Annotated in this window: 11 protein-coding genes and 1 tRNA gene; 5 read left to right on the forward strand and 7 right to left on the reverse strand. The window is 53.9% G+C overall.

Features of this window, described 5'->3' with window-relative positions; genetic code table 11:
• Positions 1–40 precede the first annotated feature (40 nt).
• From MFFC18_RS05545 to pilM, 3 genes are all read right to left on the reverse strand, one after another.
• Complete coding sequence (locus tag MFFC18_RS05545; protein ID WP_075081692.1) at positions 41–2,551, reverse strand: hypothetical protein; 2,511 nt, start codon at positions 2,549–2,551, stop codon at positions 41–43.
• A 66-nt stretch (positions 2,552–2,617) separates the two neighbouring features.
• Positions 2,618–4,621 (reverse strand): hypothetical protein, encoded by a 2,004-nt coding sequence (locus tag MFFC18_RS05550; protein WP_075081691.1) that lies wholly within the window; start codon positions 4,619–4,621, stop codon positions 2,618–2,620.
• A 71-nt stretch (positions 4,622–4,692) separates the two neighbouring features.
• Positions 4,693–7,062, reverse strand: a complete 2,370-nt coding sequence (gene pilM, locus MFFC18_RS05555; protein ID WP_075081690.1) for a type IV pilus assembly protein PilM — start codon at positions 7,060–7,062, stop codon at positions 4,693–4,695.
• 342 nt (positions 7,063–7,404) lie between these two features.
• On the opposite strand from pilM, the gene MFFC18_RS05560 reads away from it, so the two are divergent.
• Positions 7,405–10,404, forward strand: coding sequence for a glycoside hydrolase family 38 N-terminal domain-containing protein (locus MFFC18_RS05560; protein ID WP_075081689.1), 3,000 nt, complete (start codon positions 7,405–7,407; stop codon positions 10,402–10,404).
• A gap of 58 nt (positions 10,405–10,462) precedes the next feature.
• A complete protein-coding gene (cmk, locus tag MFFC18_RS05565; protein WP_075081962.1) occupies positions 10,463–11,128 on the forward strand; it encodes a (d)CMP kinase in 666 nt (221 codons plus the stop codon).
• Here the strand turns inward: cmk and MFFC18_RS05570 are convergent.
• From MFFC18_RS05570 to MFFC18_RS05580, 3 genes are all read right to left on the reverse strand, one after another.
• Positions 11,125–12,177: an HD-GYP domain-containing protein gene (locus MFFC18_RS05570; RefSeq protein ID WP_075081688.1), complete on the reverse strand. Its 1,053-nt coding sequence runs from the start codon at positions 12,175–12,177 to the stop codon at positions 11,125–11,127. The genes cmk and MFFC18_RS05570 overlap by 4 nt on opposite strands.
• Positions 12,178–12,481: 304 nt before the next feature.
• A complete protein-coding gene (locus MFFC18_RS05575; protein ID WP_157664988.1) occupies positions 12,482–16,159 on the reverse strand; it encodes a type II secretion system protein GspD in 3,678 nt (1,225 codons plus the stop codon).
• 447 nt (positions 16,160–16,606) lie between these two features.
• Positions 16,607–17,644, reverse strand: a complete 1,038-nt coding sequence (locus tag MFFC18_RS05580) for a glycosyltransferase family 2 protein (RefSeq protein WP_084416735.1) — start codon at positions 17,642–17,644, stop codon at positions 16,607–16,609.
• A gap of 124 nt (positions 17,645–17,768) precedes the next feature.
• Between MFFC18_RS05580 and MFFC18_RS05585 the strand changes: the two genes are divergently transcribed.
• The 3 genes from MFFC18_RS05585 (at position 17,769) to MFFC18_RS05595 (ending at position 22,792) form a co-directional block, all read left to right on the forward strand.
• Positions 17,769–20,012 (forward strand): site-2 protease family protein, encoded by a 2,244-nt coding sequence (locus tag MFFC18_RS05585; protein WP_084416693.1) that lies wholly within the window; start codon positions 17,769–17,771, stop codon positions 20,010–20,012.
• Positions 20,013–20,238: 226 nt separating this feature from the next.
• Positions 20,239–20,320, forward strand: a tRNA-Ser gene (locus tag MFFC18_RS05590).
• Positions 20,321–20,509: 189 nt separating this feature from the next.
• Complete coding sequence (locus MFFC18_RS05595; RefSeq protein ID WP_075081685.1) at positions 20,510–22,792, forward strand: sulfatase-like hydrolase/transferase; 2,283 nt, start codon at positions 20,510–20,512, stop codon at positions 22,790–22,792.
• On the opposite strand, the gene MFFC18_RS05600 is transcribed toward MFFC18_RS05595, so the two are convergent.
• Positions 22,774–24,039, reverse strand: a complete 1,266-nt coding sequence (locus MFFC18_RS05600) for a competence/damage-inducible protein A (RefSeq protein ID WP_075081684.1) — start codon at positions 24,037–24,039, stop codon at positions 22,774–22,776. The two genes, MFFC18_RS05595 and MFFC18_RS05600, sit on opposite strands and share 19 nt — an antisense overlap.
• Between the last annotated feature and the right edge of the window lie 76 nt (positions 24,040–24,115).

Below are 24,115 nucleotides of genomic sequence, written 5' to 3' on the forward strand. Positions count from 1 at the left end.
CGTCGGCCGTATATCTGGATTGAAGCAAAAAGCGTTGACGTTAGCGTCCGCCACGGCCTCTTCCGCCACGTCCACCGCGGCCGTCTTCGTCGCCTCCACCGAGGCCACCCATGCCTGGGCCGCCCATGCCGCCGGGACCACCCATGCCGCCCATGCCGAACGGATCGTCAGCGTTTGATTTGGATCGCTTTCTCCGTTTGCGACCGTAGGACGCCTCTTCATCCCGTTCGAGAATGGCAGCAATGTAGTTGCCGCGATCTTCGAGGTCGTTGCGAAGTTTGATGTTTCCATCAGAATCCATGACCAGGACTTCGCCGGGATAAAAGTAAGGGATCGGAGTGCTTCGCTCAGTTTCCAACTTTTCACCTTCAGCGACATCAATCACAACGGCTCCAGTGTCGACTTTGACTCCTGAAACTCTGTGGATTTGCCACGTCACCGGGTGAAGCACGTGTGCAGCCTGATCGAAGTTCAGCAACGTGCCGGCTTTGACTTCGGCTTTAAACGGAACTTTGACGCCAGAGAGTTTTCCACCCTGAACAAACTTTCCAGTCGCGATCTTGATTGAAGGTTCACCGTCAGGAACTGTCCCCCGGCCGACATCGACCCGTCGAACTTCAACGGGTTCGCCTGCATAGACGAACGAAGGATTGGCATCGACAGTGACCTTTAGAGTCTCGGACCATTTTGTTGGCCGAGCGTATCGAAGGTACTCATGATTTTTGGGAACTTTAACTTCCACCCAATCAACGACTTCGCCATTCTCATCTTTGACAGGCTCGCTGACAAAGTAAGTGACGTTTCCGTCTTCGTCTTTTACTTCACGGGCTCGGCTAAGTCGATCGCGAGCAGAAGGGTGGATCATGCTGTTGGCGATCGCCTGTTTGCTGGCAAAGCGAATATCGTTTTCACGATCCTCATCGGACTCGTCGTCATCTCCGCCTGTACCTGCGCCACGGCCGCCGTCAGCACCCATGCCACCCATTCCCATGCCACCCATTCCCATGCCGCCCATACCCATACCTCCAGCACCACCACCGCCGGTGATCTCGCTTTTGAGTGTAGGGTCTTCATTGTTGGGGTCACGAATCCAGACGCGAACGCGGTACTCATAGGTGACGCTGGATTTCACGCCATGGATGTCAAAGAAACGAAGCACCTTGTTCGGTTTCGTCGGCTCTTTGCGGATGTCGATTGCAGTGTAGTCGCTGTAATCGAGTGCTGATCGACCGGGAGCACGGTTGCCCATTCCCATGCCAGGCATACCCATGCCGGGCATTCCCATTCCCATGCCGCCCATCATTCCTTCACCGTCGCGGCCACCAGGCATTCCCATGCCCATGCCACCCATCATTCCCATGCCGCCTTGAGAACCACCGCCAATGGCGCTTCGGCGACGTCCGCCTGGATTCGGATCATCGTCGTCCTGCTCAATCGAAGGCTTGTCCCGGTCAGCCGTCTCTGGTTCTTCTTCGACTTCAGGAATTTTGAACTCACGAAACGCAGCACTTGGATGATTCGAGAACTTCGTATAGTCAACAGCAGCAATCGGTGGAATCGGCATCGTAATGATCCCGTCGTACTCTTCCGCAGAAACGATTTCGGGCGCCGTTTTCAGTGATTTTGGAAAGAAGTCAGGTTGCGAAGCGAGCAAGTTTGAAATGTCAGACCATTCGCCAGTCGTACCATCGTCCTTGACCACACGCCGTTCCACCTGAACGAAATCGTAACGCGGCGTGTCGCGGTCAGGGTGATAACCAAAGCTGTTTGCATAAACTGCTTTAAAGTTCTTCCACATCTTTTTGTGATTGATCAAGCCAGTGACGGCCACGCCCTGCATGTTGTACGACATCACCGTTGCTGGTGAGAAAGTATCGCGGATACCTTGCGCCTCGTAACGGGCTAGTTGCGAGACATACGTCCCGGCGTCAACTTCGGGCTCTTTGTCCTTCTTGCGATTTCTTCTTTCTTCCTCGTCATTTCCCATGCCGGGCATTCCTGGCATCCCGGGCATTCCCCCCGGCATTCCCATGCCCATGCCTGGCATCCCCATGCCACCGGGGCCTTCATCTTCATCTGGCTCCGGCAATTCCGGTTGAACCAAGGTGTATTCCCGCAAAGGATCAACGGCTCGTCGATTCTCTTGTTCGATCATGATTTGCCCGATGAAAGCCACGCCACGAAGATCGATTGGGCTTTCCAATTCCGCGTCGCGTCGCAGGGCGTCCCGTTTCACAGGGTAGCTCGCCGGGCCAACCACGAAGCTGGCCGACTGCACATCAGGAACTTGAAGGATGCGATCGATAACTTCATCGTCGCCCTGCCGAACGTCTGCGATCTCATCCCAGGCTTTGGGGTCAACCACATAGCGGTGAGCGTTCTTGACCTGGTCCACCATCTTTGAAGGCGTGACCTTCTCGAAGGTTGGAGTCGAATAGCCGAACCAGAAGAACAAGCCGAGCAGTAAAATGCTGAGCCCGAGGATGAGCTTTTCGCAGTGGTAAAGAAAAAACTTCTTGATGGATGCTCCATCGAGAGATGGCATTTTCATGGTCGTTACCGGGTTGGAATAGTTGATTCAATATTGGAGTTGAAGAGACGAAAGACAGCGAAATGGTTATCCATTGCCTGCTGGCGGACCGTCTACTGGAGCGGCTCCGGCCGGTTGTTCGGAAGGCTGGGCTCCGCCAGGTTGTGCTGCACCACCGACAGGCAGTGCGCCGCCGGCAGGCTGTGCTCCAGCAGGCTGACCACCGTCAACGGGTACGGCGTCAGGTTGTACCGTCGCAGCGCCCGGAGCAGCCGATTCGCCTGGTGGAGTTACGGCTGCCGGAGCTGCATCTGATGCGGCTGGTTGTTCACCAGCGGGTGCATCCGCTGCTGCTGGCTGTTCGTTGGCCGCTGGAGCCACGACAGGTTCAACCATCGATGGGTCAGCAGTTTCATCAACCACTTCCTGGCCCGCAGCCTTACGAAGAAAGTTTTCGCGAACAGGATTGTAGATCTTTACGACGCCATAAAATTCGACGAACACCATAAAGTCAGTTCGGCTTTCGACCGGAGTTGATTCCAGTTCCTCGGTCGCGTCCGAATCGCCCATTCCCATGCCGCCGTCGTCATCCATACCCATGCCCATGCCGCCAGCGCCCATGCCGCTCATGCCCATGCCGCCCATTCCCATGCCGCCCATTCCAGCTCCTTCGGAGTTCTGGGGAGCACCACCGTTGAACTCAATCTGTTCGCCCGGTACGTGGCGGTTGACACGAATCTGATTGACCTCAAACACGAACTCTGAATTCGCACAGATGGCAACGAACTCATTGATCTTTCGTTCATCCATCTCGACAGCAAGGCGAAACGGAACGCGTTTCGCAACAATCAGTTCCAGATTGGTTTCAGGCAGAAGTTCTCCGCCGAGGACGGCTTTGACTTGCGACGCCGCGATGGCTTCGTAGTTCGGATCAACATATCGTTCGTGATATGCGATCGGCTCGTGCAACGCTTCTCCCTCGCCACCAGCTCCGGGAGGGCCTCCCATGGTCATTCCCTGCATCCCTGGAGGGCCACCTCGCATGCCGCCAGGCATCCCTGCTTCAGGGTCAGGCACCAGCGAAGCCGGATCGGCTCCAAGGCGACTGTCAATCGCCGAAAGATTACCGAGCTGGACGATTGCTTCGCGTCCGAATACGACATGATCGATCGTGCGGATTACTGAAGTATCATTGGACGCCGAGCCCGCATTGATTTCCTTAATGTTGTTGAACATCGCTTCGAGCAACCACAGATCCTGCTGCAACATGTTGGCTTGCATGTAAGTCGGATAAAGGATCGTGCCCGAGTGGTCATCGTACCCTGTGAATTCCTTGAGCTTGCGTTGCCAAAGTGCCTGATTGAGTTTGTCCCAAATTACCGGATAGCGGTTCAGTTCATCGAGAGCACTGGTGTCACTGTCGCGACCCATGCCACCGCCCATGCCCATTCCTGATCCCATACCGCCAGCGCCCATACCGCCGGCACCCATACCGCCCATGCCCATTCCGCCCATACCGGGACCGCCGTCACGGTCGCCTTTCATCGCGTCTTCGCGTTCCTGAGCTTTCTTTCTGTTGAGCTCTTCGTTGTACTGCCAGTCGACACCGACGTCCAAACAGATTTTGTTCATGAATTTCGGGATGTTGTCGTAGTACTGCTTTCGGTACTTCTCGAATCCCTGACCCGGATCCGAAACTTTCTCGGGCACATCAATTCGGGAAAAGAAGTTACAAGTCTCTTTGCCGAGAATGTCTTCCGGCCACGTGAAGATGGACTTCTGTTCCTGGTAGCGTTTCCGCCAGACGCGAACGATCGAGTCAATCGTCTTGTTGATTTCAGCATCCATGCCGGCCTTGGTGGCCTCGTTCGGATGCGCTTTGACATCGAGTTCCGGTTCCGCTGTCGTGCCTGAAACCGCTTTGATCGCGTTAAGCTGCTTTTCAATTTCCCGTTCGCGTTCTTTTTGAGCAGACGACAATTGAATGGAAGAGAAGACCCAGCTTCCAATCATTGTGAGTGCGAGCAAAAAGCAACCGATCCAAAAGATGTTTCTTTTGCCCCATTGAATTGCGGGCTTGAGCGTATCCATATCTGTTCTCCGGCATCGCCGATAGTTTTAAATGATTCAGTCAGTAGATTCGAAATCGAAAGGGTTCGCGATTACTGCGCTTCGACTTCTTCTGCCTCGGCCTCGGCAGCAGCTGCCGCGGCAACTGCTTCCAGGCGAAGTTTCTTGGCTTCATTGCGTTCTGCGACAGAACGAGGTTCCCAGGCCATTTGGATGACGAAGGAGTAAATGTTGGCTTTGAAAATTGACTCGCCGTCAGAAGGATCGACTGTCGAGCCCGGACCACCGCCGCCCATTCCCATACCGCCAGCGCCCATGCCACCGGCGCCCATACCGCCAGCACCCATGCCACCGGCGCCCATACCACCAGCACCCATGCCGCCAGCACCCATTCCACCGGCGCCACCGCGACCGCCACGGCCTCCGCCGCCAATTCCACCACCGCCGATTCCACCGGGTCCGCCCATGCCGCCCATTCCTGGACCGCTTTTACCGCCCTCTTGAAGGAAGATGAAATGCTCGGTGCTGCTAGGGGAAACACGTGTGATCGTTGGGAAAGAAATCCCGAGGTCACCGTAAGTAAATTCGCCATCGGGAAGTTTGACGGTTCCCGTGAGGAGATTTTTCAGAATCGTATTCCGGACATAGTCGATCTCGGAATTCATGGCGTCTTCATTGTGAAAATGATGAGCCTGAATCTCGATGACCCAACCGGCCTTGCCAGTCAGTCCAGTCGGTTCAGCTTCTTCGCCGAAACTTGGACTTGCCGGAGCGTCTGATCCGAACTCGTCTTCAACAGGCGGGGCCGCGGCACCGAAAGAGTCCGTCGTTCGGGCTCCCTGTTTCTCGAAAATCTTGGCGATCCGGTCGTACCATTTGCCAAGATCCTTTTGGAACACGGTCTCAATGTGATCGATATAGATTTCTTCACGACCGGCGAATTCATATTCTTTCGGGTCAACAGCAAGTGCATCAGCCGGCTCGCTCTTGACTAACTCCTCAATCTTTTCGTCGCGAGGCAGCGCCTGATAGAGAGCACTGTAGATTTCGATCCACGACGCGCGGCCTTCTACCGAAGAGCTCAACTCTTTAGCGATGACATTGAACTTTTCCAGCAGCTCTTTCTGTTCGGTGTCCGCAGCCACGTATTTTTTACTGAGCTTCGATTCCTTTTCCGCGTCTCGAAGTGCTGTTTGCCAGCTGGTTCCATTCGGATCCTCGAACGACGGGCTCACCTGATTCGCGGCCAGCGTCTTGTAGAACAACCCAAGGCAGCAGCCCAGCAACAACAAGCTCACTGCGGCCAGAACCCAAGGTTTCTTCGCCCGGACGACTCGCTCAAGCACAATTTCCTGAGGCAGCAGATTCGTCTTCATCACGCTGTTGCCGAGTCCTTGCAGGCACAGGCCGTAGCAAGGGGCAAACGAAAGCGAGTTGTTGGCGAACGTTGACTGAGACGTCACATCGTTGCCGGTAAGATGTTTGAACTCGTTGGCACGAGAAACTTTAAGCTCCAGTTGCTTGCCAAGGAACTGAGTCAGTCCAGGAAGTTTTGCAGCACTACCAAGCAAAACGACTTCGGAAATGTTGGCCGATTTGTCCATGCTCTGGAAGAAAGTCAGCGAGCGCTGAACTTCGTTGACCAAATCGTTGAAAACTGGACGCATCGCCTGGAAAACGGCTTTTGGATTCTCCGCCATTTTCGCGTTTCGCTTGAGATGCTCGGCCTTGGCCTGAGTCAGTTTCATCTCGCGGGAAAGCTGTTTGGTAAAGTGGTTTCCGCCGATCGGAATGTTTCGCAACCAGAGCTTGATACCGTTGGTCACGATCAAGTCCGTCGTGTCGGTGCCCATCGAAAGAACGACAATCGACTCGGGTGGATCTTCCGGATCAAAATCTTCCGGAGACGGAATCTCGTCAATCTGGTCACGGCAGACGACATTGAAAATCGAAAGCGGTGACAGCTGCACGATGTCGACTTCGACACCGGCGTCGTCGAATGGCTGCAAAGCCCGGAACACCGCATCACGCTTCATCGCGAACAAACCGATTTCTGCATCAGCCACGCGTCCTTCTTCGTCTTTGCTTCCGCCAAGCTGCTGCCAATCCCAGATGACGTCCTCGATTGGAAACGGGATCTGCTGGGAGACTTCAAACTCAACCAAATTCGGGAGTTTCCGGGCGTCGACCGGTGGTGGCTTGAAGAAACGCGACAGTCCGGCCTGACCAGGCACGCTGATCGCGACCTTGTCTCCGACGACCTCGTTTCGCGAGAGAAATTGCTCAAGGCTGTCCCGGACAATTTCAACCGGATCTGCGTCGGCGGCACTGAGAATCTTTGGATACTCAATAAAATCGTAGCCCTCTGCCACGATCGTATCGTCCGGGCCTTTTACGCAGCGAAGGGCCTTCAAAGAAGATTGCCCAATGTCGATTCCCCAAACGGCATTTGCCTTGGCCATGGTCGCGCCTTTTTCCTGTACTCAAAGTTCTGAACGCCAAACCGGCGGCCAGCGATCTCAATTTGGGGCGGACCAACTCGATCCCACACCCATTGTCTATACTCTAGTGAAAGATGCCATAAATTGTCAAATTATCCCGGTTTTATCCGGGCAAAGTGTCAACAAAAGCATTCGTCGCAAGCGGTAACTCCGTTTGATCATAAAGACTGGCCGCCAGCGGGCAGTCAGAACCAGATTTCAAAATCTCGTCCAGCCTACAACCCAAAAAAGCGTCTCAACCGGAAGCCATCTTCACTCGCGGTAAATTTTCGACGAGCAGATCGCGTTCAGGTTCCCTGGCTAATGAAAAAATTCTCTCAACTGATTTTACTGCTGCCCTGTGAAAGCCTCGAAGAATTCCCCGTTCACGGCTCGCGAGGTGACGCCCGAAGTCTCCTCGCGGCCTGGACAGGATTGTGGCATCCCGGACTGATCGCCGATTCAGGGGCCGGGCCGCAGTGGCGAACAGCGTCCGATACTGTCTCTTCGGAGCAAGAAGCGGAACAACATCGCCAGAACTTCATCCAGCAGCATTACTACGACGATGACGGAACTGCGAGCTTCGATAGCCAGGTGGATCTGGACTTTGACCCCGAAGTTTTCCAGGCCCGGTGGGGCGAGAGTCTGGTCGTGATCCCTGAACCGGCGATCGGGAAAGTCTTCGACGGGTTCAAAGCAGCAGCCTCAGGTGTCGGGGCCTCGGTGGTTCATGTCATGTCTGCTGACCAAGACGCGTCCGGCAACGACGTTTCCAGCCGAGCCGGTTGGTTGAGAGAACTGGGCGTCGATTCCTCGATCGATGCGGAATTGGTCGAAGACTTTTTCGCTCTGGGATACGTTCGGCTGCAAGTTGAAATGATGACGCGGAAGTTGCGATACTCATCGGAACTGGACTGCGATCGGTTCGACCAGGTCGTTGTCGAGGCCGCGGTTGCGGCAAGTCAAAACGATGTTGAGACTTGCAAACAGAAACTACAGTCGGCGTTCGATCAGCTTTCGGAAGAAAAGAATCGCTACTATCCGGTCGCAGCTGACTTCGTTGACATGGTTTTGGTTGCCGAGTCAAACCGGCAGGAATCGATCGACGCGGAACTGAATTCCGATTCGCCGAAGAGTTTCGTGATGACCGGGGCCGCGATGCGACAGTTGGCTGAGAAGTCACCGGAAACCGCCAGCCGAATGAAAACGAAGATTGAAGACGAGAGTCTGTGCATTGTTTGCGGGCCGGAGTATGAGCTTCCGGATAACGTTTTGGCGATCGAGTCGATTTTGAATCAGGTTGTCCGCGGCCGCGAAAGTTGCGAGGTAAGCGTTGGAAGCCCCGCGAAGGTTTTCATGAGGCGGCGATTCGGGCTGAACGTTGCGCTGCCAGGGATGTTGGAGAATCTGGGATTTTCCGGAGCAATTCATGCGACGCTCGATCAGGGCAAAATTCCTTCTTCGTTTTCAAACAGCATGCGTTGGATGGGAGTCGATGGAGGAGCGGTCCTCGCTGTCGGGCAAGTGCCGTTGGATGCCGCGAACGACAAGTCGTTTTTGGATCTTGGAGTCCGGATTGGATCGGAGCTTGATTCGGCGCACGTCTCGACCGTGTTTTTTGCTCGATGGCCAACGCAAACCTGTGACAGTTTTCAGGACTTGAGAAACGCGACAAAGTACGGCAGCGTGCTCGGCGATTTCTCAGACGCCGAAACGTATTTCGAGAACGTCTACGATCCCGGGTACGGCGACAGCTATGAAGCGGACGAATACGAGAGCCCGTGGTTTTCACAGTCGATTGCTTCTGGCTCGAGCCGACCGATTTCGATGATCGTCGAATACTGGAAGCATTGGTATCACCTGGCAGCGATTCGCAATTTGGCTTCCCTGACAAAGTTGGATTCGTCTGAGCCAGCCGTGGATGCGGAAACGTTGATGGAATTGCAGAATCGTGTGGAGCTGCAGACGCGGAAGTGGGATTCTGATCCGGACGATTCAATTGAGACTGACTTGGCAAAGCTCACTTCGCAGCTGATGTCGAAATTGAATTGCCAATACGTCAACTCCGTTCCGTGGCGGCGGATCGCTTACCTGGCGTTGGAATCAAAAGGCAGTCCGGGCGAGATGCACGACAATGACGGGCCGATTAAACATGCGTCCCGCGACTCGAAACGTTGCGACGCGATCGTTGCGCTTTCAGGGTTCGCGAAGCTGCCGAGCGACATCAATGCCATGATCGATTCTTCGAATCCAGTCGCAGTCCGCGAAGGACCATTGGTGGACGATGGTGAGAGCATTCTGCGAAACGAGTTGTTTGAAGTTCGGATGGATCGTGAGTCCGGCGGCATTCGCGGAGTGCACTTTTACGGGAAACGTGGCAACCTGTTTAGCCAAAGGATTGCCGTTCGTAGCGTCGATTCGAATTCCAAAGAAGTCGTCTACAGCAAAATGGAATGCGATTCTTTCGAAGTCATGACGCTTTCTCGGATAGCGTCGCAGATCAAAACAAGCGGCCGATTGCTTGGGCCTGACGAAGAAGTTCTGGGCAACTTTGTTCAAACCGTCGGGCTGCAACGCGGGCGCAATGTGATCGACGTGGAGATTGAACTCTCGGACATCAGGCCGTTGGACGGGTCGGTGAAAAACTATGTCGCGAATCGCATTGCGTGGAGCGAGGATACTGCCGAGCTGTATTGTGACATTCAGGGAGGACGACATCCCGTTCGCCGGCCTTCTATCGAAGCGCCTCATTTCGTGGAAGTGGTGCAAGACGAAAACCGGTTTGCTTTGTTGACGCATGGATTGCCGTGGCATCGTCGTGCTTCGAAAAAGATGCTCGATTCGATTCTCGTTGCCGGAAAAGAGAGCCGCAGAAAGTTTCGGTTCGGCATCGCCGTCAATGCGGACGCCGTGATGCAACTGGCCGTTTCCGAGATGCATCCCATTTTGACCGGAACCGGCGGAGAAGCATCTGCCGACGGTGCCAATTGGCTGTTTCATCTGGCCAACCGCAATGTGATTGTGACGTGGACGTCCGCAGTGTTTGACGACGATTGCCGTTGCACAGGAATGAGAGTACGCTTACAGGAAACCGATGGACGTGGCGGTGATGTGAAGTTGTACTGTCGTAAAATCGTCGATTCGGTCAGGATTGAATCGTTTTCAGATCAACTGATTCGTGACATTTCCACAAACGGCGACGACAACAGTTCTGAGTCGTTTTCGGTTGTGGAAGTGCCGATTGCAGCTCACGAGTTTTTGCAGATCCATTTGCGGTGGGCGGAAACAGATTCGACAAACGAAGCGGACGAAGGCAAACAGTGAACAAAACGGAAATTGATTCAGACATCAGCGCAGATCAAGGGGCGTCGCAAGAGTGATTATGGTTATCGCAATCGATGGTCCCGCCGGCGCGGGGAAAAGCACGGTTACCCGAAAGCTTGCTGATCGACTCGGTTTCTCTTTCCTCGATACCGGCGCGATGTATCGTGCTGTGACTTGGGCGGCGATCAGTCGTGACGTCGCATTTACGGATGACGACGCATTGCTGCAGCTTGCGAACTCCATTCAGATCGCGTTTGACGGCGACCGTGTGTTTGTCGATGAAGAGGACGTGTCAGAACCGATTCGGACGCCAGAAGTAACACGCAACATTTTTCACGTGGCTGACCATCCGGGAATTCGGGGTCGATTGGTCGAGTTGCAGCGGCAGATTGCTGCGACCGGTAATTTCGTTTGCGAAGGTCGCGATCAGGGAACCGTCGCGTTTCCCGATTCATTTTGCAAAATCTATCTGAACGCGTCGCCTCAATATCGCGCCATGCGACGCGTGGCTCAGTTGGAAGCCGCGGGCCAATATGTTGACTATGACGAAGTCGTCGCGGCTCAGAATCTGCGGGACGAGCGTGACTCGAATCGCGAAGTTGGCCGGCTGATGCGGGCTGAAGATGCGATCGAAGTGAATACGGACAACCAGTCCATCGCCAATGTCGTTGACGAGTTGGAGCGAATCGCCCGAGCTAAAATCGCAGCGCGTCGTGAAGGCTAGGCTGTCGACTCGGTGTCTTCTGTTTTGGCTTTGTTGTTCTTGTCCTGAGACTTGGCCAGCGTTTCGCGATTGAGCAGATTTGACGTTTCACAGCGAAGGGCTTCTACGCTGTCAGCAAGTCGCTGTAACCCGGAAATGCAGTCTTCATCAGAGATGTCTTTTTGCGGGATCGAAATCCGTTCAAATTCTTCTTCGTGCCGCAGGAATGCTTCAATCACATCCGGGTCGAACTGGGAGCCTTTGCCTTCGAGCAAAATTTCGCGACTCTCGGCGTGACTCATCGCTCGCTTGTACGGACGCTTCGAAGTCAGCGCGTCGTAAACGTCAGCAACCGAAACAATTCGTGCCACCAGTGGAATTTCGTCTCCGACAAGTTGATGCGGATAGCCAGTGCCGTCCCAGCGTTCGTGATGCCACCAGGCGACTTCGCGAGCCATTTCCATGAACTCGTTCTCACCCAGTCGCTGTTGAATCGCTTCCAGACACTCGCCACCGATGACGGTGTGGTGTTCCATGACTTTGCGTTCGCCGTCGGTGAGTCGTCCCGGTTTAAGCAGGATCGAATCCGGAATGCCGACTTTGCCGACATCATGAAGCGAAGACGCGAAGCCAAGATTGCGAATCGCTGATTCGTCGAACTGTGGATATTTTGTTGAAAGGTCAGTCGCCAGGATCGTCACGTACTCGCGGATTCGATCGAGGTGTTCACCCGTATCGGTATCGCGACTTTCGGCCAGCTTTGCCAGCCCGAAAATGATGGCGTTTTGCGTTCGTGAAAGCTCGCTGGTTTTGACGGAAATCTGTTGCTCAAGGTCGAGGTTCGAGGCCTCGTTGTCACGATCGACTCGCATCGACATCGACATCATCAGCCCAATGCCTGCCACGCCAATCAGGCTGGTCAGCAGGACAAGCAGACTCCACCACCCGGGCATTGTCTGCGGCTGTTGATCGGAGGCCCAATTTACCATGGTTGCCACAGCGAACATGAACACGCTGAGTTGAACCGTGGCAATCAGAACCACCAGTGGCCATCTTTTGTTATTTTCCATCTCGCTTGAGACTTCTCAGGATCAAAATCGCGTCGTCCCACCGACAACGCTGACACTTTCGAAAACTAGGTTTCACGAAACACCAGTTAGCCAAATTGTCCACTTATCTTCGAGGGTAAGCAGCCTTCCGCCATCACAACCGGAAGTGTCGGCAAAACAGGAGAATGGTCCATGTCGAACACCGCGGCCGAGTCCTGACAGTCGGCACAATGCATAAAAAAAGCCACCGGGCAAACTACCCGGTGGCGACGCTTAAAAGTGTACTGTTGGGCTCCGGGGAAGCGGAGCCCGAAAGCGTGTAGGCTTATTCTTCTTCGCCGAAGACGCCGATTTGCTTTCGCTCTTCTTCAGCCTGAATGATGATTCGTGGAGTCACCATCATCATCAGGTTGGTGGTCTCGCGACCGGTTCCCACGTTCGTGAACAGACGATTCACATAAGGGATCGAGCTGAGCATTGGAACGCCACGCTCGGTTCTGGTTTCACGCATACGCTTGATACCACCCATCAGAATCGTACCACCGTCCGGCACGCTGACCACGGTGTTCACCGAGGTCGTCGCAAGGACTGGCAGCTGAATCGTCACACCTTCGCTGACCGTTTGGATCTCGTCATCGCTGTCGTCCGCGTTGGTCGGATCGAGGTTGTCGAGTAGGTCATCAAGAAGTGAGTTCGTGGAAACTTCCGTTCGTGTCGTTCCAGTGAACGTGAACGTTTGGACTTCCGTCACTTCGCTGAAGAACGGAACCAAAGCCATGTTGACCGACCGACGGTCAGAAGAAACCGTCGCCGTTACGTTCAGGTTCGTACCATCAGGAAGGATCGTGATGATTGGCTGATGAGCGACCGCGAAGTCACCAACAACCGGCTGAACCGAAGTTACAAACGGACGTTGCTGAGTATCGTTGACACTTGCACTTTGACCGTTGAACATGACAACCGTAGGAGCTTCTGTAACCGTCGCACGAGTACTTCCTTTTGCGGCTTGCATCAGGAAAAACACTTCGATGTCAGACAGGATCGCAAACCCGAAGTTCGCAGCAGACGCAACGTCGAACCCACCAAAGGCTGGTTCAGTCAACTCAAAACTGCCCTGAGTAAACTGAATGTCCTGGTTACCTGTTGGCAGGAAAACACCGTTGGAAGTACCACCGACCGATGAGCCCGTGTTACCAACCACGATGCTGCGTGGCAGGTTGTCGACGGTCGGGTCGGAGACGCCTGAGTTGTCGTTAATCGAGAAGTCGAAGTCGATACCGACTCGCTCGAAGAAGTTATCCTGAATCGCAACGAAGCGGACTTCGATGACGATCTGAACATCGTTGAGCTCACGAAGCTTCTTCAGCAGGTCGCGAATCTCGTCCTGAACTTTCTGGCTGTTGGCAACGATCAGACTCAGGTTTGGTGGGAATGACTGAATAGTACCGTTTCCGCCACCGTTCTGTTCCCATGAATCTGACGAAACCGTTTGCTGAATCAGCTGAATCAGCGTTTGGAAGTCAGCTTCGGTGATACCACCTTGAGGCTGGTTTCCAACGGTTCCAAAGTATGGCGTGCCACGCTGAGGATCGTTGTTGCCGTATCCGCCGTATCCACCGCCGCCGAGTTGACCGGCTCCAGGGAATCCACCGGCTCCGAGTTGCTGGCCCATAGCTGCTTGAGCAGCAGCACCGGCAAGCGTCGAAGGTCCAGCATTTGGAACGTTCATTGAACCTCCGCCAAATCCACCATAGCCATTGTTGGCACCGGCTTGCATGAACGAAAGCTCGTTCGGGTTGCGGTAGTTCTTCAACGGAGCAAGCAAGTCTCCGATGTAGTACGTTTCCGTGATGAGCGTTGCTTCCTGAGCTTCGCGGCTGGTGACCTTGATCACTTCGTCTTCGACTGCGAACTCAAGTCCAACGCCTGAAAGGATCACGTTAAGTGCACTTTCAAGTGAGATTGGATTGCGAATCGGCGCGTTGACCATTTGCTCAGTCGAAACGTTGACCGCTTCCAGAGCCATGGTGTCAAAGACAATGTTCAAGCCAGCTTGACGTGAGAGCTGATCCATCGCTTCAGCAAGTGTGCCGCGATATTCGCCTTCGACGTCGGTGTTTTTCAGCTTGTTCCAGATCATGCGATTCGCTTCGCTTGAGTAGCGGAGCGATGCCTGACGGTTGGCACGATCACGAATACGTTCTGCGTATCCTTCAATGTCAGGATCGAGTTCAAGGACATTGCTGGTCGTCATTGCGTCAGCCGAACGGTACACATCATGTTGAGCATCGATGTAGCGCTGTTGTTGATCATCGCGATCCATTTGAAATCTTGAATCATTGAAGACCGTTCGCCATTTCTCCCGGAGAACAGAGACGACTTCCGTGTTAGGAGCCAACTCTTCCGCCTGATCGACGACCAGTCTGGCTTCAGCGAAGCGCTGCTCATCAATCAGCTTGTTGTACTCATTGACCAGTTGGCTAAGCTGCTGATCCACATCCAGACGACGCTGACGCATACGCTCAACATTGTCACGGCGTGTTTCAACTTCTTCCTGATTCTGGATCTGTGAAAGATTGCGTTCGATGTAGTCCTGGAACTTCGTGATGTCCCGATCAACGATCTTCAATAGCGGACGGCTGGTTTCCGCCGCCACCTGAGCCGAAGCAACTTTCGTACGCAGCATTGAAAGGCGTTGAAGTGCTTCCCGTGGATTGTCCTGCAGCATACGCTCAGCCGCTTGACGCTCACGGAAGACTTCCGACTGAAGTCGAGTGAACTCACTCTTGTTCTTCAAACCGTAACCGAACTCTTCATCGACGCCAGAAGTCTGAGCAACCTCAGGCTTGGAGTCGATGACTGCAGACACAGTTTTCATTTGTGAAAGTTGGCTGCGGATTTCGTCTTTGGTGTTTACATCCAAATCTGCAGGATACTGCATCGCAAGTTGGAAAAACTCACGTGCACGATCCGTATCGTTCGACTGCATGGCTTCAACGCCAGAGCGATACATCTGCTGTCCGCGGTTTTGCAAATCGTCCTGCAATTTGGCAACAACGACTTTCGCACCCGGAACCGGTGGGATCACAGGTTTGAAACCGTCGTCGGCCGGAGTGTTCGAATCGTTCTCCATGCTGGCCGGAACAACCTTCGTTGCGTCGGTCGCCGGATCATATTCCGCACGTGCTACCGTGTTGTCGGCTGGTTCGTTGAACGAAGCCGGAGCAATCGTGTTGGCGCCATTGATCCCTGCCGCCTGAACGTTCAGGGCATTATCGATCAGCATGTCCAACTGCCACGGCAAAGTTTCACCTTTGGCAAACTGATCGTCGCCAAGGTTGAATGATTTGGCTTGCTGAACAACCTCTTTGGCTTTGACCCAGTTGTTCTGGTCCACAAAGAGTTTCGCCTGGGCCATCAGTCGCGAGACTTCTGTCTTTGCATCGACCTGCGATGTGGCAGCGCTTTGACTCGCGATGTCAATGATCTGAATCATGCGATCCGGAGTCATTGAGAACGTGCTGAAGTCAACCGCAGTGAACTTCTTGGATTGCTCTGCAAGAACACGAGCCGTCTTGAAGTCACGATACTTGACCAAAGCTTCCGCCTGCTCCATGAGGAACTTGGCCGCTTCGGTGTCATAGCCAGACTCAGCCGAACCGGACTGGTAAAGCTCTACCAGTTTGTTCTGACGAGCGATCATGGCATCGATCTGTTGCGGCGAATCGCCCAGGCCACTGAAGTCAGCTTGCGAAGCTCTCGCTTGCAACGCCGATTCGGTCGCGCCTTTGACGTCGCCGATTGCCAGTGCCCGTCGTGCAGCGAGCAAATGTTCTTGCCCGCTGGTGACCGCACTGCCCATGGATGCTGACTGAGTCGCACCGTTGGTTTGAAATCCGGAATCCTGTCCCTGGCTGGCAGACGTCAGCATCGGCATTGTTGAAAACGCCAGTGCTACCGCTGAAGTCAGAAGCCCTCTCTTAAGTTGCTTGGAGACTCTCACGCAACTCTCCTTGTCTTTGTGACCTTGGTTACCCTGCAAATTAAATCTGGCTGCGGCGTTGCAGGGCGTTACCCCACCAACCTTCAAAGCATCCGTGCTTTGTGGCATGCCCATCACGTCGTAAGACGCAAAAGTGGCAGTCCGCAGTCAGGCTACGATTCGTTCGTGGGGCGATAATTAAAGACCGATGCGAAACGGGTCAAGACTGATCTGAGCGTTTCGGGGAAAAGAATTTTTGTGCTGGCAGAATTGAGGTTGAACTCGATTTTTACCGCATCAAATCGAAGAAAAGTTTTCGCTTTTCGGATCAGGTTTTTAGGTTTTTGCTAAAGATGTTATGAGCATCTGCTGTTGGTGTGCAATGCGAACACGTTTAACGGCAAGCCGTAGGCGCCGGAGGGAGTGCGTATGCAGCACGGTCGCCTACGGCTTGCCCTTACACGAAACTTACGCCGCGCGAACGACTTTCAGCTCGCGTTCTTCGCCCTCAAAATTCACGGTCTCGCGAACTTGATACGGGCTGTTCTTTTCGTTCCCGTAGTAAATTCTGACGCACATTTCGCCAATCAATCCCAAACTAAAAAACTGCACGCCCAGAATGATCGAAATGGCGCCCAGCAACAGCAGTGGATTGCCCGTCATGTCGATGCCTGAAAACAGTCGCATGCCAATCGTGGCAAGCAATGAACCAACGCCGATACCGGTCGTCCACAAACCAAGTTTTCCGAACAATTTCATCGGACTGGAAAGATAGTTCAGCATGAATTTGACGGTCATCAAATCCAACACGACGCGAAACGTGCGGCCGATCCCGTACTTCGTTTCGCCGAACTGACGAGCCCGATGGTTGGTCACGACTTCGATGCTTTTCGCGCCCAACTGATGACCAAGAATCGGAATGAAACGGTGCATTTCACCGTACAGTTCGATCTGGGAAGCAATTTCCCTGCGGATGGCTTTTAGCGTGCAACCCAAGTCATGGATAGGAAATCCGGTTGTGCGAGAAATCAGCCAGTTGGCAATTTTCGAAGGGATCTTGCGGCTGACCAGTTTGTCCTGTCGGTCTTTACGCCAACCATGAACCAGATCATAGCCATCGTCGAGGTGGCCCAGCATCATCGGAATGTCGACTGGATCGTTTTGCAGATCACCATCGATGGTAACCACGTAGTCCATTGTCGCGTGCTGCATGCCGGCCAGCATCGCAGCGCTTTGACCGTAGTTGCGACGGAAAAGAACCAGTTTGACGCGGTCGTCTCTGCTGGCCAGTTCTTTCAGCCGATCACGAGTCCCGTCGACGCTGCCGTCGTCAACAAAAATCAGTTCGTAGGAGCGATCGCAGTCCTGCATGACGGTAGTCAGTTCGTCGTACATCAGAGGCGTATTTTCAAACTCGTTGAAGACGGGAACGACGATCGAAACCGATGCGGCAGTCTTTGTTGCAGCGGTTTCCGTATCAGTTTCTTCTGGGCAGTAAAGTTTCATCGGTTCTCCGTGATTTGGCTCAAGCGACGATAGCTGCATTTGTCTTGAGAGCCAAGTTCGATTCCTCTACTGTTCGCACCGCGTAGAAACAGCCCCGTGCCATCCCACCGAACGCTCGCTAGCAATGACCGACTCCGCCCCCACGATCTCCTCCGGCGCGAAACGCCCCTTGGGAATGCGGGTGCGCGCGGATCTGGTCGCCAACCGGCAGTGCTACGAAGGCCGCGATTGTTGGGTTGTCAAAGATCCGATCGCGATGAAGTACTTTCGGTTCGAAGAGGAAGAGTATCGCCTGCTTCAGATGATTGATGGCGAAGCGAGTCCGGATCAGATCAAGCGAAAATTCGAACACGATTTTTCGCCGCAAAAGATTAACCTCCAGGAACTGTTTCAGTTGGTCGGGATGCTGTATCGGAACAGCCTGTTGGTTTCCGATGCACCCGAGCAAGGCGAATCGTTGCGACACCGCGCAGCGGAAACCGAAAAAGCCAAACGTTGGCAATCGCTAACCAATATTCTGGCGATTCGATTCAAGGGTTTCGACCCGGATGAATTTCTTACCGCGATCAATCCGTACACGGCCTGGTTCTTCACGTGGCCGGCCTTTTTCGGCGTGCTGCTTTTAGGGTTCGGGGCTTTGTCGTTGATCGTGACGAACTTCGAATCGTTCCAGAACAAACTGCCCTCCTTTGACAACTTCTTCGCTGCCAGCAATTGGCTGCTGTTGGCGATCGTGCTGGGTGTGACAAAAGTCATCCACGAGTTTGGCCATGGATTGGCGTGCAAACGATTCGGAGGACGCTGCCACGAAATGGGGCTGATGTTCCTTGTGCTGACGCCCTGTTTGTACGCGAACGTGAGTGATTCATGGGTGCTGAAAAGTAAGTGGCAACGTGCCTTTATCGCTGCCGCCGGAATGTATGTCGAATTGGTAATCGCCTCGATCGCGGTGTTCGTGTGGTGGTTCAGCATGCCTGGTTTGGTGCATCATTTGGCGCTCAACGTGATCGTTGTCTGTTCGGTCAGCACACTGTTGTTCAATGCGAATCCGCTGTTGCGCTACGACGGTTACTACATCCTTGCAGACGTTCTCGAGATTCCAAACTTGCGGCAAAAAAGCAGTGCGATGCTAAACCGAGTCAGCGGAAAGCTGTTCCTTGGCATCGAGTCCGCAGAGGATCCGTTTGCTCCGTCGCGCCGCAAATGGCTGTTCATCACGTACAGCATTTTGGCCGTTGCGTATCGCTGGCTGATTACGTTTTCGATTTTCTGGTTCGTGTACCGCGTTCTTGAACCCTACGGTCTGAAGATCATCGGGCAGATGTTGGCCGTGATGGCAATCTATGGACTGGTGGGCATGCCGCTGGTCAAACTGTACAAATTCTTTTCCATCCCGGGGAGAACTTCGATGGTAAAACTCGCACGCCTGGCCGGAACACTCGTTGCGGTCGGCTTGGTGCTTGGTGGGATCATGCTGATTCCGATTCCGCGTTACGTATACGGTTCCTTTTATATTGAGCCACAAAATGTACAGACGGTCTATGTGGAAGAACCAGGCGTCCTTTCGCGAATCTATGTTCAGCCGAACCAGCACGTCGAAGCCGGCACGCCGCTTGTCGAACTTGAGAGCCCGGACTTAAAACAACAGTTGGCGGGACTTGAGTCCGCGGTTCACATGGCCAACGTTGAGCTGTGGGTTGCCGAACAGGCAGAGATGAATCGCATGGCTGGCCAAATGAGTCCGGTCGAAGCGAACGCGGCTGTCGAAACCGCGTTGGCGAACTACAGAAAGAAACATGCGGACGGTGAAAAGCTACGCGTCAGAAGTCCTCGGGCCGGCTTCTTTCTGGCCGGACATCGTAGGCCGGTTCCGAATTCCGATTCCGGAGTGCTCGATGGCTGGCACGGTTCACCGTTGGAGCCGCGGAACATCGGTTGCTCGATGGATCGTCAAACGATCGTTGGCCGCATCGTGCCGGACATGAAGAAGCTGATAGCGGTCCTGGCGATCGACCAATCCGAAATCGAATTCATTCGCAGCGATCAATCGGTGAAGCTCGTTTCGTGGCAGGACCGTTCCACCGCGATTCATTCTCAGACCGAAAAGATATCGCCGGTGGAGATGAAAGTTGTGCCTCAGGGGCTTTCCAGTCGCTACGGTGGCGGATTGGTGACGCGGCAGAATGCGAACGGCGAGGATGAACCGTTGAGCACGACATATATGGTGAACGTCCCGGTTGAGTTGGCTGAGGACGACGCAGTGGTCTTTCCTGGCAGCACAGGCGTGGCGAGGATCCGCACCGGAAGTCAAACCGTGGGTACCAGGATCTGGCGGCTGGTTTGCCAGACGTTTCAGTTCGAACTGTAGCCGCGGGGCCGTGGTTTCCATCGTTCGCTGATTGTTGGTGCCTTCGTGTGGTCAGCGTGCCACGGATGGCTGATGTGTCTTTTGAGTTCAGTGGATCGGCCGCCGAGACTTGGGTGTTGGCTCGCGAAGGCCATGTTTCGCGAACCTTCGTGCCTTATTTTTGTCTGATATCTGTGTCTTTCTCCTGCCGCGTTTTTTGCTAGAATGCTGCTCGGCGAAAGCCTCCGGATAGTAAGCGAATGGTTAGCGGCTTCCTTGGAAAGGAAGTGCCGGTTTACCGGTTGCGAGTTCGAATCTCGTGCTATCCGCCTTGAAACAGCCCGTTGTTCCATCCCGAACAGCGGGCTTTTTCGTTGAATTTATCCGCCGAAAAATGGTTCGCTGCGATCATGTCCTGCTCCGAGCTGACAACGTAGCTCTCTGCTGAAGACTGTTTCTTGCGTCGATGCCCCCGCCTAAGCTATACGCGGACACCGATTCAAAAGTGAGCAACTGCCATGAAACCATTCAGCGTCGTATCATCCGCCATCCTTTTTCTGGTTGCTTTCCACGCAACGGGTTCGGCGCAGCAGCCTGCCAGGCGGCCGAACATCATTCTGATCTACGCCGACGACATCAGTGCCCGCGAGTTGCCGCTCTACGAGTCCAGTGTCTGGAGCAAACCGACCAAAGGCGATACGAGTGACGTGAAGTTTCGCGCGAAGACGCCTGCCATCGAGCAGATGGCTCGCGAAGGATGCTGGATCAAAACGGCTTGGGCTTCCGTCGTTTGCTCTCCGAGCAGAGCGATGATGATGACCGGTCGCTACGCTCATTTGCACAAATGGTGGAACAACAAAGACAAAGGACGCTGGATCAATCCCGACAACGGGAAACCGCAAACGTGGCCTCTGTACGAAAGTTCGCCATTGCAGATTGGTCACGTTGCCCAGCAAGCCGGATACGCAACTTACTGGTCTGGCAAAACTCAAATGGCGGGCGACTTGCAACGATTCGGTTTCGACCAAGGATGTTTCACGCCCGGTCAGCTTTCAGATACAGACAACCCGTACACCGATTTCAAGATGATTCAGAAGAAAGTCGACGGGCAGAGGCAAGTATTCAGCTGCGATACCGGTGAAAGGCTCGACACGTATCAGCAGCATGGCTGGTACTGGATGCCGCATGTTCGACTGATGAACCATGGCGGGAAGAAGTTCCAGTGGTGGCCGAATTCGCCTGAGTCAGAAAAGTCGTATGGGCTGGCGACTTGGGGGCCCGATGTGGAGCTCGATTTCGTTTTCGATTTTATGGATCAACAGGCTGCGAACGAAAAGCCATTTTTCGTTTACCACACCACGCATCTGGGCCACGACGGGTTTGACTTTCTGCATCCGGATTCCAAATCCAGTTGGCCGGGCACGCCGATTTTGAGCTGGGACGGATCGAGCTATAAACGGACCGAGCCACATGTCACTGGCGACAAAGGCGTCTATGACGATCACGGAACGATCACCGAACCGGGGATCCACAAACACATCGAATACCTCGACTACCAGGTTTGGCAGTACCGAAACAAACTGGAGGAACTGGGAATCGCCGACGACACGGTAATCATTTTTTGCGCGGACAATGGAACCAGTGGCTATGGGAAAAACAGTCCCGATCGTCAGAAAGGCGTGCACGTTCCGATGGTGATCTACGCGCCGGGGATGACGAAGCAGGGCCGGCAAGATGTGTTGGTCAATATGTCGGACTTGCTGCCGACGATCGCGGATTTGAGTGGCTTTAAAGTTCCGTCCGACTACGAAGTCAACGGCCAGAACCTTGTTCCGTTTCTCTACGGCGAGCAAACAGAACATCGTGATTGGATCTACGCGTACAGCTTCGAAAAACAACTTATTCGTGGCGATTTGGTAATGAAAGACGGACGCGAAAAATGGTGGGACGTTTCAGAGACGCCCGACGATTTGATCAGCTATCGGCAGATCAAGGATTGGAGCAGTGTTTCGGCTGCGCATCGAGCCGAACGCGACCTGTTGTTGGCTCAGCTTCCTCAATTCGATTTGCACGCGACGCAGCACGATGCTCCGGGAGTCGATTTGCCTCCGACGAAGCGAAGACAGGGCAATGCCAAATCAGGGAAGACGAAGAAATCCGGAGCGACGGCCAGCAAGAAAGTTTTGTTTGCAGACGACTTCGACAGCCGAACAGAAGTTGGCGAGGGCTATAGCCTGGGCCGATTTTCCGAAGGGGCGTTTGAGATTGTGGACGGAGTACTGGTCACAAAGCAGGTTTCTGACAAACACGGTTCGGTGATCCGAAAAGGATTGAAGTTCAAAAACGTTGACGTTGAGTTTGATGTGCGATTCAGCGGCGGCAAGAGTTTTAACTTTGTCTTCGACGACGCCAGGGAGCAGTCTGTCCATGCAGGACATATTTGTCGGGTCTCGATGTCGCCTAAATGGATCAATGTTCGGGATGATAAAACGGGCGTTATGAAAAATGAAATCCGGGCAAAACGAAAGTCCGCTGATCTTTCCGCGACCGAGAAAGCGGAGTTGGAGAAATTGATCGCGTCAAAACAGTCGTCTGGCAAACTGAAGCTGAAGGCCAACGAGTGGCACCGCGTGCGATTGCTGCTCAACGGCTCAAAGCTGGAGGCTTTTATCGACGGGCAGTCGGTCGCCAGTCTTGATTCGCCAGGTATCGGTCACGCGACGAAGACAAAACTCGGCATGACCATCAACGGTGGCACGATTGATTTTGACAACCTGAAAATCTACTCGGTCGCCAATTGAGTCCGTTGGCGTCGGCGCAGCAACGTCAGACGAATGAAGTTCACGACTTGATTGGCTGACCGTGTCATTCTCATTGAGGAATGGCCGCCATACCGGAATGTCTCCATGATTGGCTTGGCTTCACCTTCAATCGAAATCGCGACGGGGAACTTGCCGCTTGAAGAGTCTCCTTCATCGCTGATCAGTTTTCCGATCGCGACACCGATTCTGGTGCCGTGCTGTTCGCGGATTCGCGTCGCGGCCAGTTCGACTGCAGCGACGTCCAACAGTGACTCGTCAGCCAACCATTGCTGTGGAGTTTGACCATCAATCGATGACGCGTGTCGCAACGTCCTGCGCTGTGAATCCGGAAAGCCCTCGCGAAGCAGGCTGGCGGCGGCAGACCCAAACTGGAAATCCGCCATCGAAACAGAAAGATCGTGCGTCAGCAAAAGATCCGCGGTGACAGCGCTCAACAAGTCTTCGTTTTCTCCAAAGACGACTTCTCCCAGCGTCTCACGGATATAGGCGACGGTTGAATCGATTTGCGTTTTGCATTCGTCCTCGGTGTCGGCCATTGCAGTGATGCGAAATGAAATGATCGACATGCTGGCAGTGATTCCGACTCGCGGTTGGCGATCACGAGCCATTAAGTCTGGCATCATCGATTCCGCCTGGCTTTCACCGACACCGAACGAGCGGAGGACATGGTGTCGGATGGTTTTTGCCGACGCGCACCTGTCGCGAACCTCGGGTTCGATATAGCTTTCCCACATCAGCTTCATCTCGTAGGGAACGCCTGGCATGGCAAACACTCTTGAGTTTCCGGAGGAAAAGTCGACTCCCGGAGCAGTGCCTTCTTCGTTGTGAATCGTTTTGCCGCCACGTGGAAATTCTGCCTGACGTCGATTGGCAGGCGACATTTCGCGCTTGAACCGCGCAAAGATGGACTCGATATGTACCAACGCCGCTTCATCGATCTCCAGTTCAACACCCGCTGCATCGGCAATGGCCTGGCGGGTCAAATCGTCTTTGGTTGGCCCAAGTCCGCCAGTCATCAGAACGATGTTGGCTCGCTGCATCGCCGCCCGAATGATCTCGGTTTGTCTTTGCAAATCGTCGCCGACAGTCGAGTGATACGCGACTTCGATTCCAAGGTCGTTCAATTGCCGCGCCAGCCAGGCAGAGTTGGTGTCGATTCGTTGACCGGAAGTCATTTCGTCACCGACGGCGATGATTTCGGCGACTGGAGATGTGGATTGTTTCATGCGAAAGATAATAGCCTTGATCCATAAAAAAAGCTGCGGTCCTTTCGAACCGCAGCGTTACATCCATAGATGTCAG

Origin of the sequence: Mariniblastus fucicola (genome assembly GCF_008087665.1) — a bacterium.
GTDB lineage: Bacteria > Planctomycetota > Planctomycetia > Pirellulales > Pirellulaceae > Mariniblastus > Mariniblastus fucicola.

Excerpts from the sequence above, each read along its gene's own strand:
- pilM (WP_075081690.1), bottom strand. The coding sequence starts at position 7,062 with ATGGCCAAGGCAAATGCCGTTTGGGGAATCGACATTGGGCAATCTTCT.
- cmk (WP_075081962.1), top strand. The coding sequence starts at position 10,463 with ATGGTTATCGCAATCGATGGTCCCGCCGGCGCGGGGAAAAGCACGGTT.
- MFFC18_RS05595 (WP_075081685.1), top strand. The coding sequence starts at position 20,510 with ATGAAACCATTCAGCGTCGTATCATCCGCCATCCTTTTTCTGGTTGCT.
- MFFC18_RS05585 (WP_084416693.1), top strand. The coding sequence starts at position 17,769 with ATGACCGACTCCGCCCCCACGATCTCCTCCGGCGCGAAACGCCCCTTG.
- MFFC18_RS05545 (WP_075081692.1), bottom strand. The coding sequence starts at position 2,551 with ATGAAAATGCCATCTCTCGATGGAGCATCCATCAAGAAGTTTTTTCTT.
- MFFC18_RS05580 (WP_084416735.1), bottom strand. The coding sequence starts at position 17,644 with ATGAAACTTTACTGCCCAGAAGAAACTGATACGGAAACCGCTGCAACA.
- MFFC18_RS05550 (WP_075081691.1), bottom strand. The coding sequence starts at position 4,621 with ATGGATACGCTCAAGCCCGCAATTCAATGGGGCAAAAGAAACATCTTT.
- MFFC18_RS05600 (WP_075081684.1), bottom strand. The coding sequence starts at position 24,039 with ATGAAACAATCCACATCTCCAGTCGCCGAAATCATCGCCGTCGGTGAC.
- MFFC18_RS05570 (WP_075081688.1), bottom strand. The coding sequence starts at position 12,177 with ATGGAAAATAACAAAAGATGGCCACTGGTGGTTCTGATTGCCACGGTT.
- MFFC18_RS05560 (WP_075081689.1), top strand. The coding sequence starts at position 7,405 with ATGAAAAAATTCTCTCAACTGATTTTACTGCTGCCCTGTGAAAGCCTC.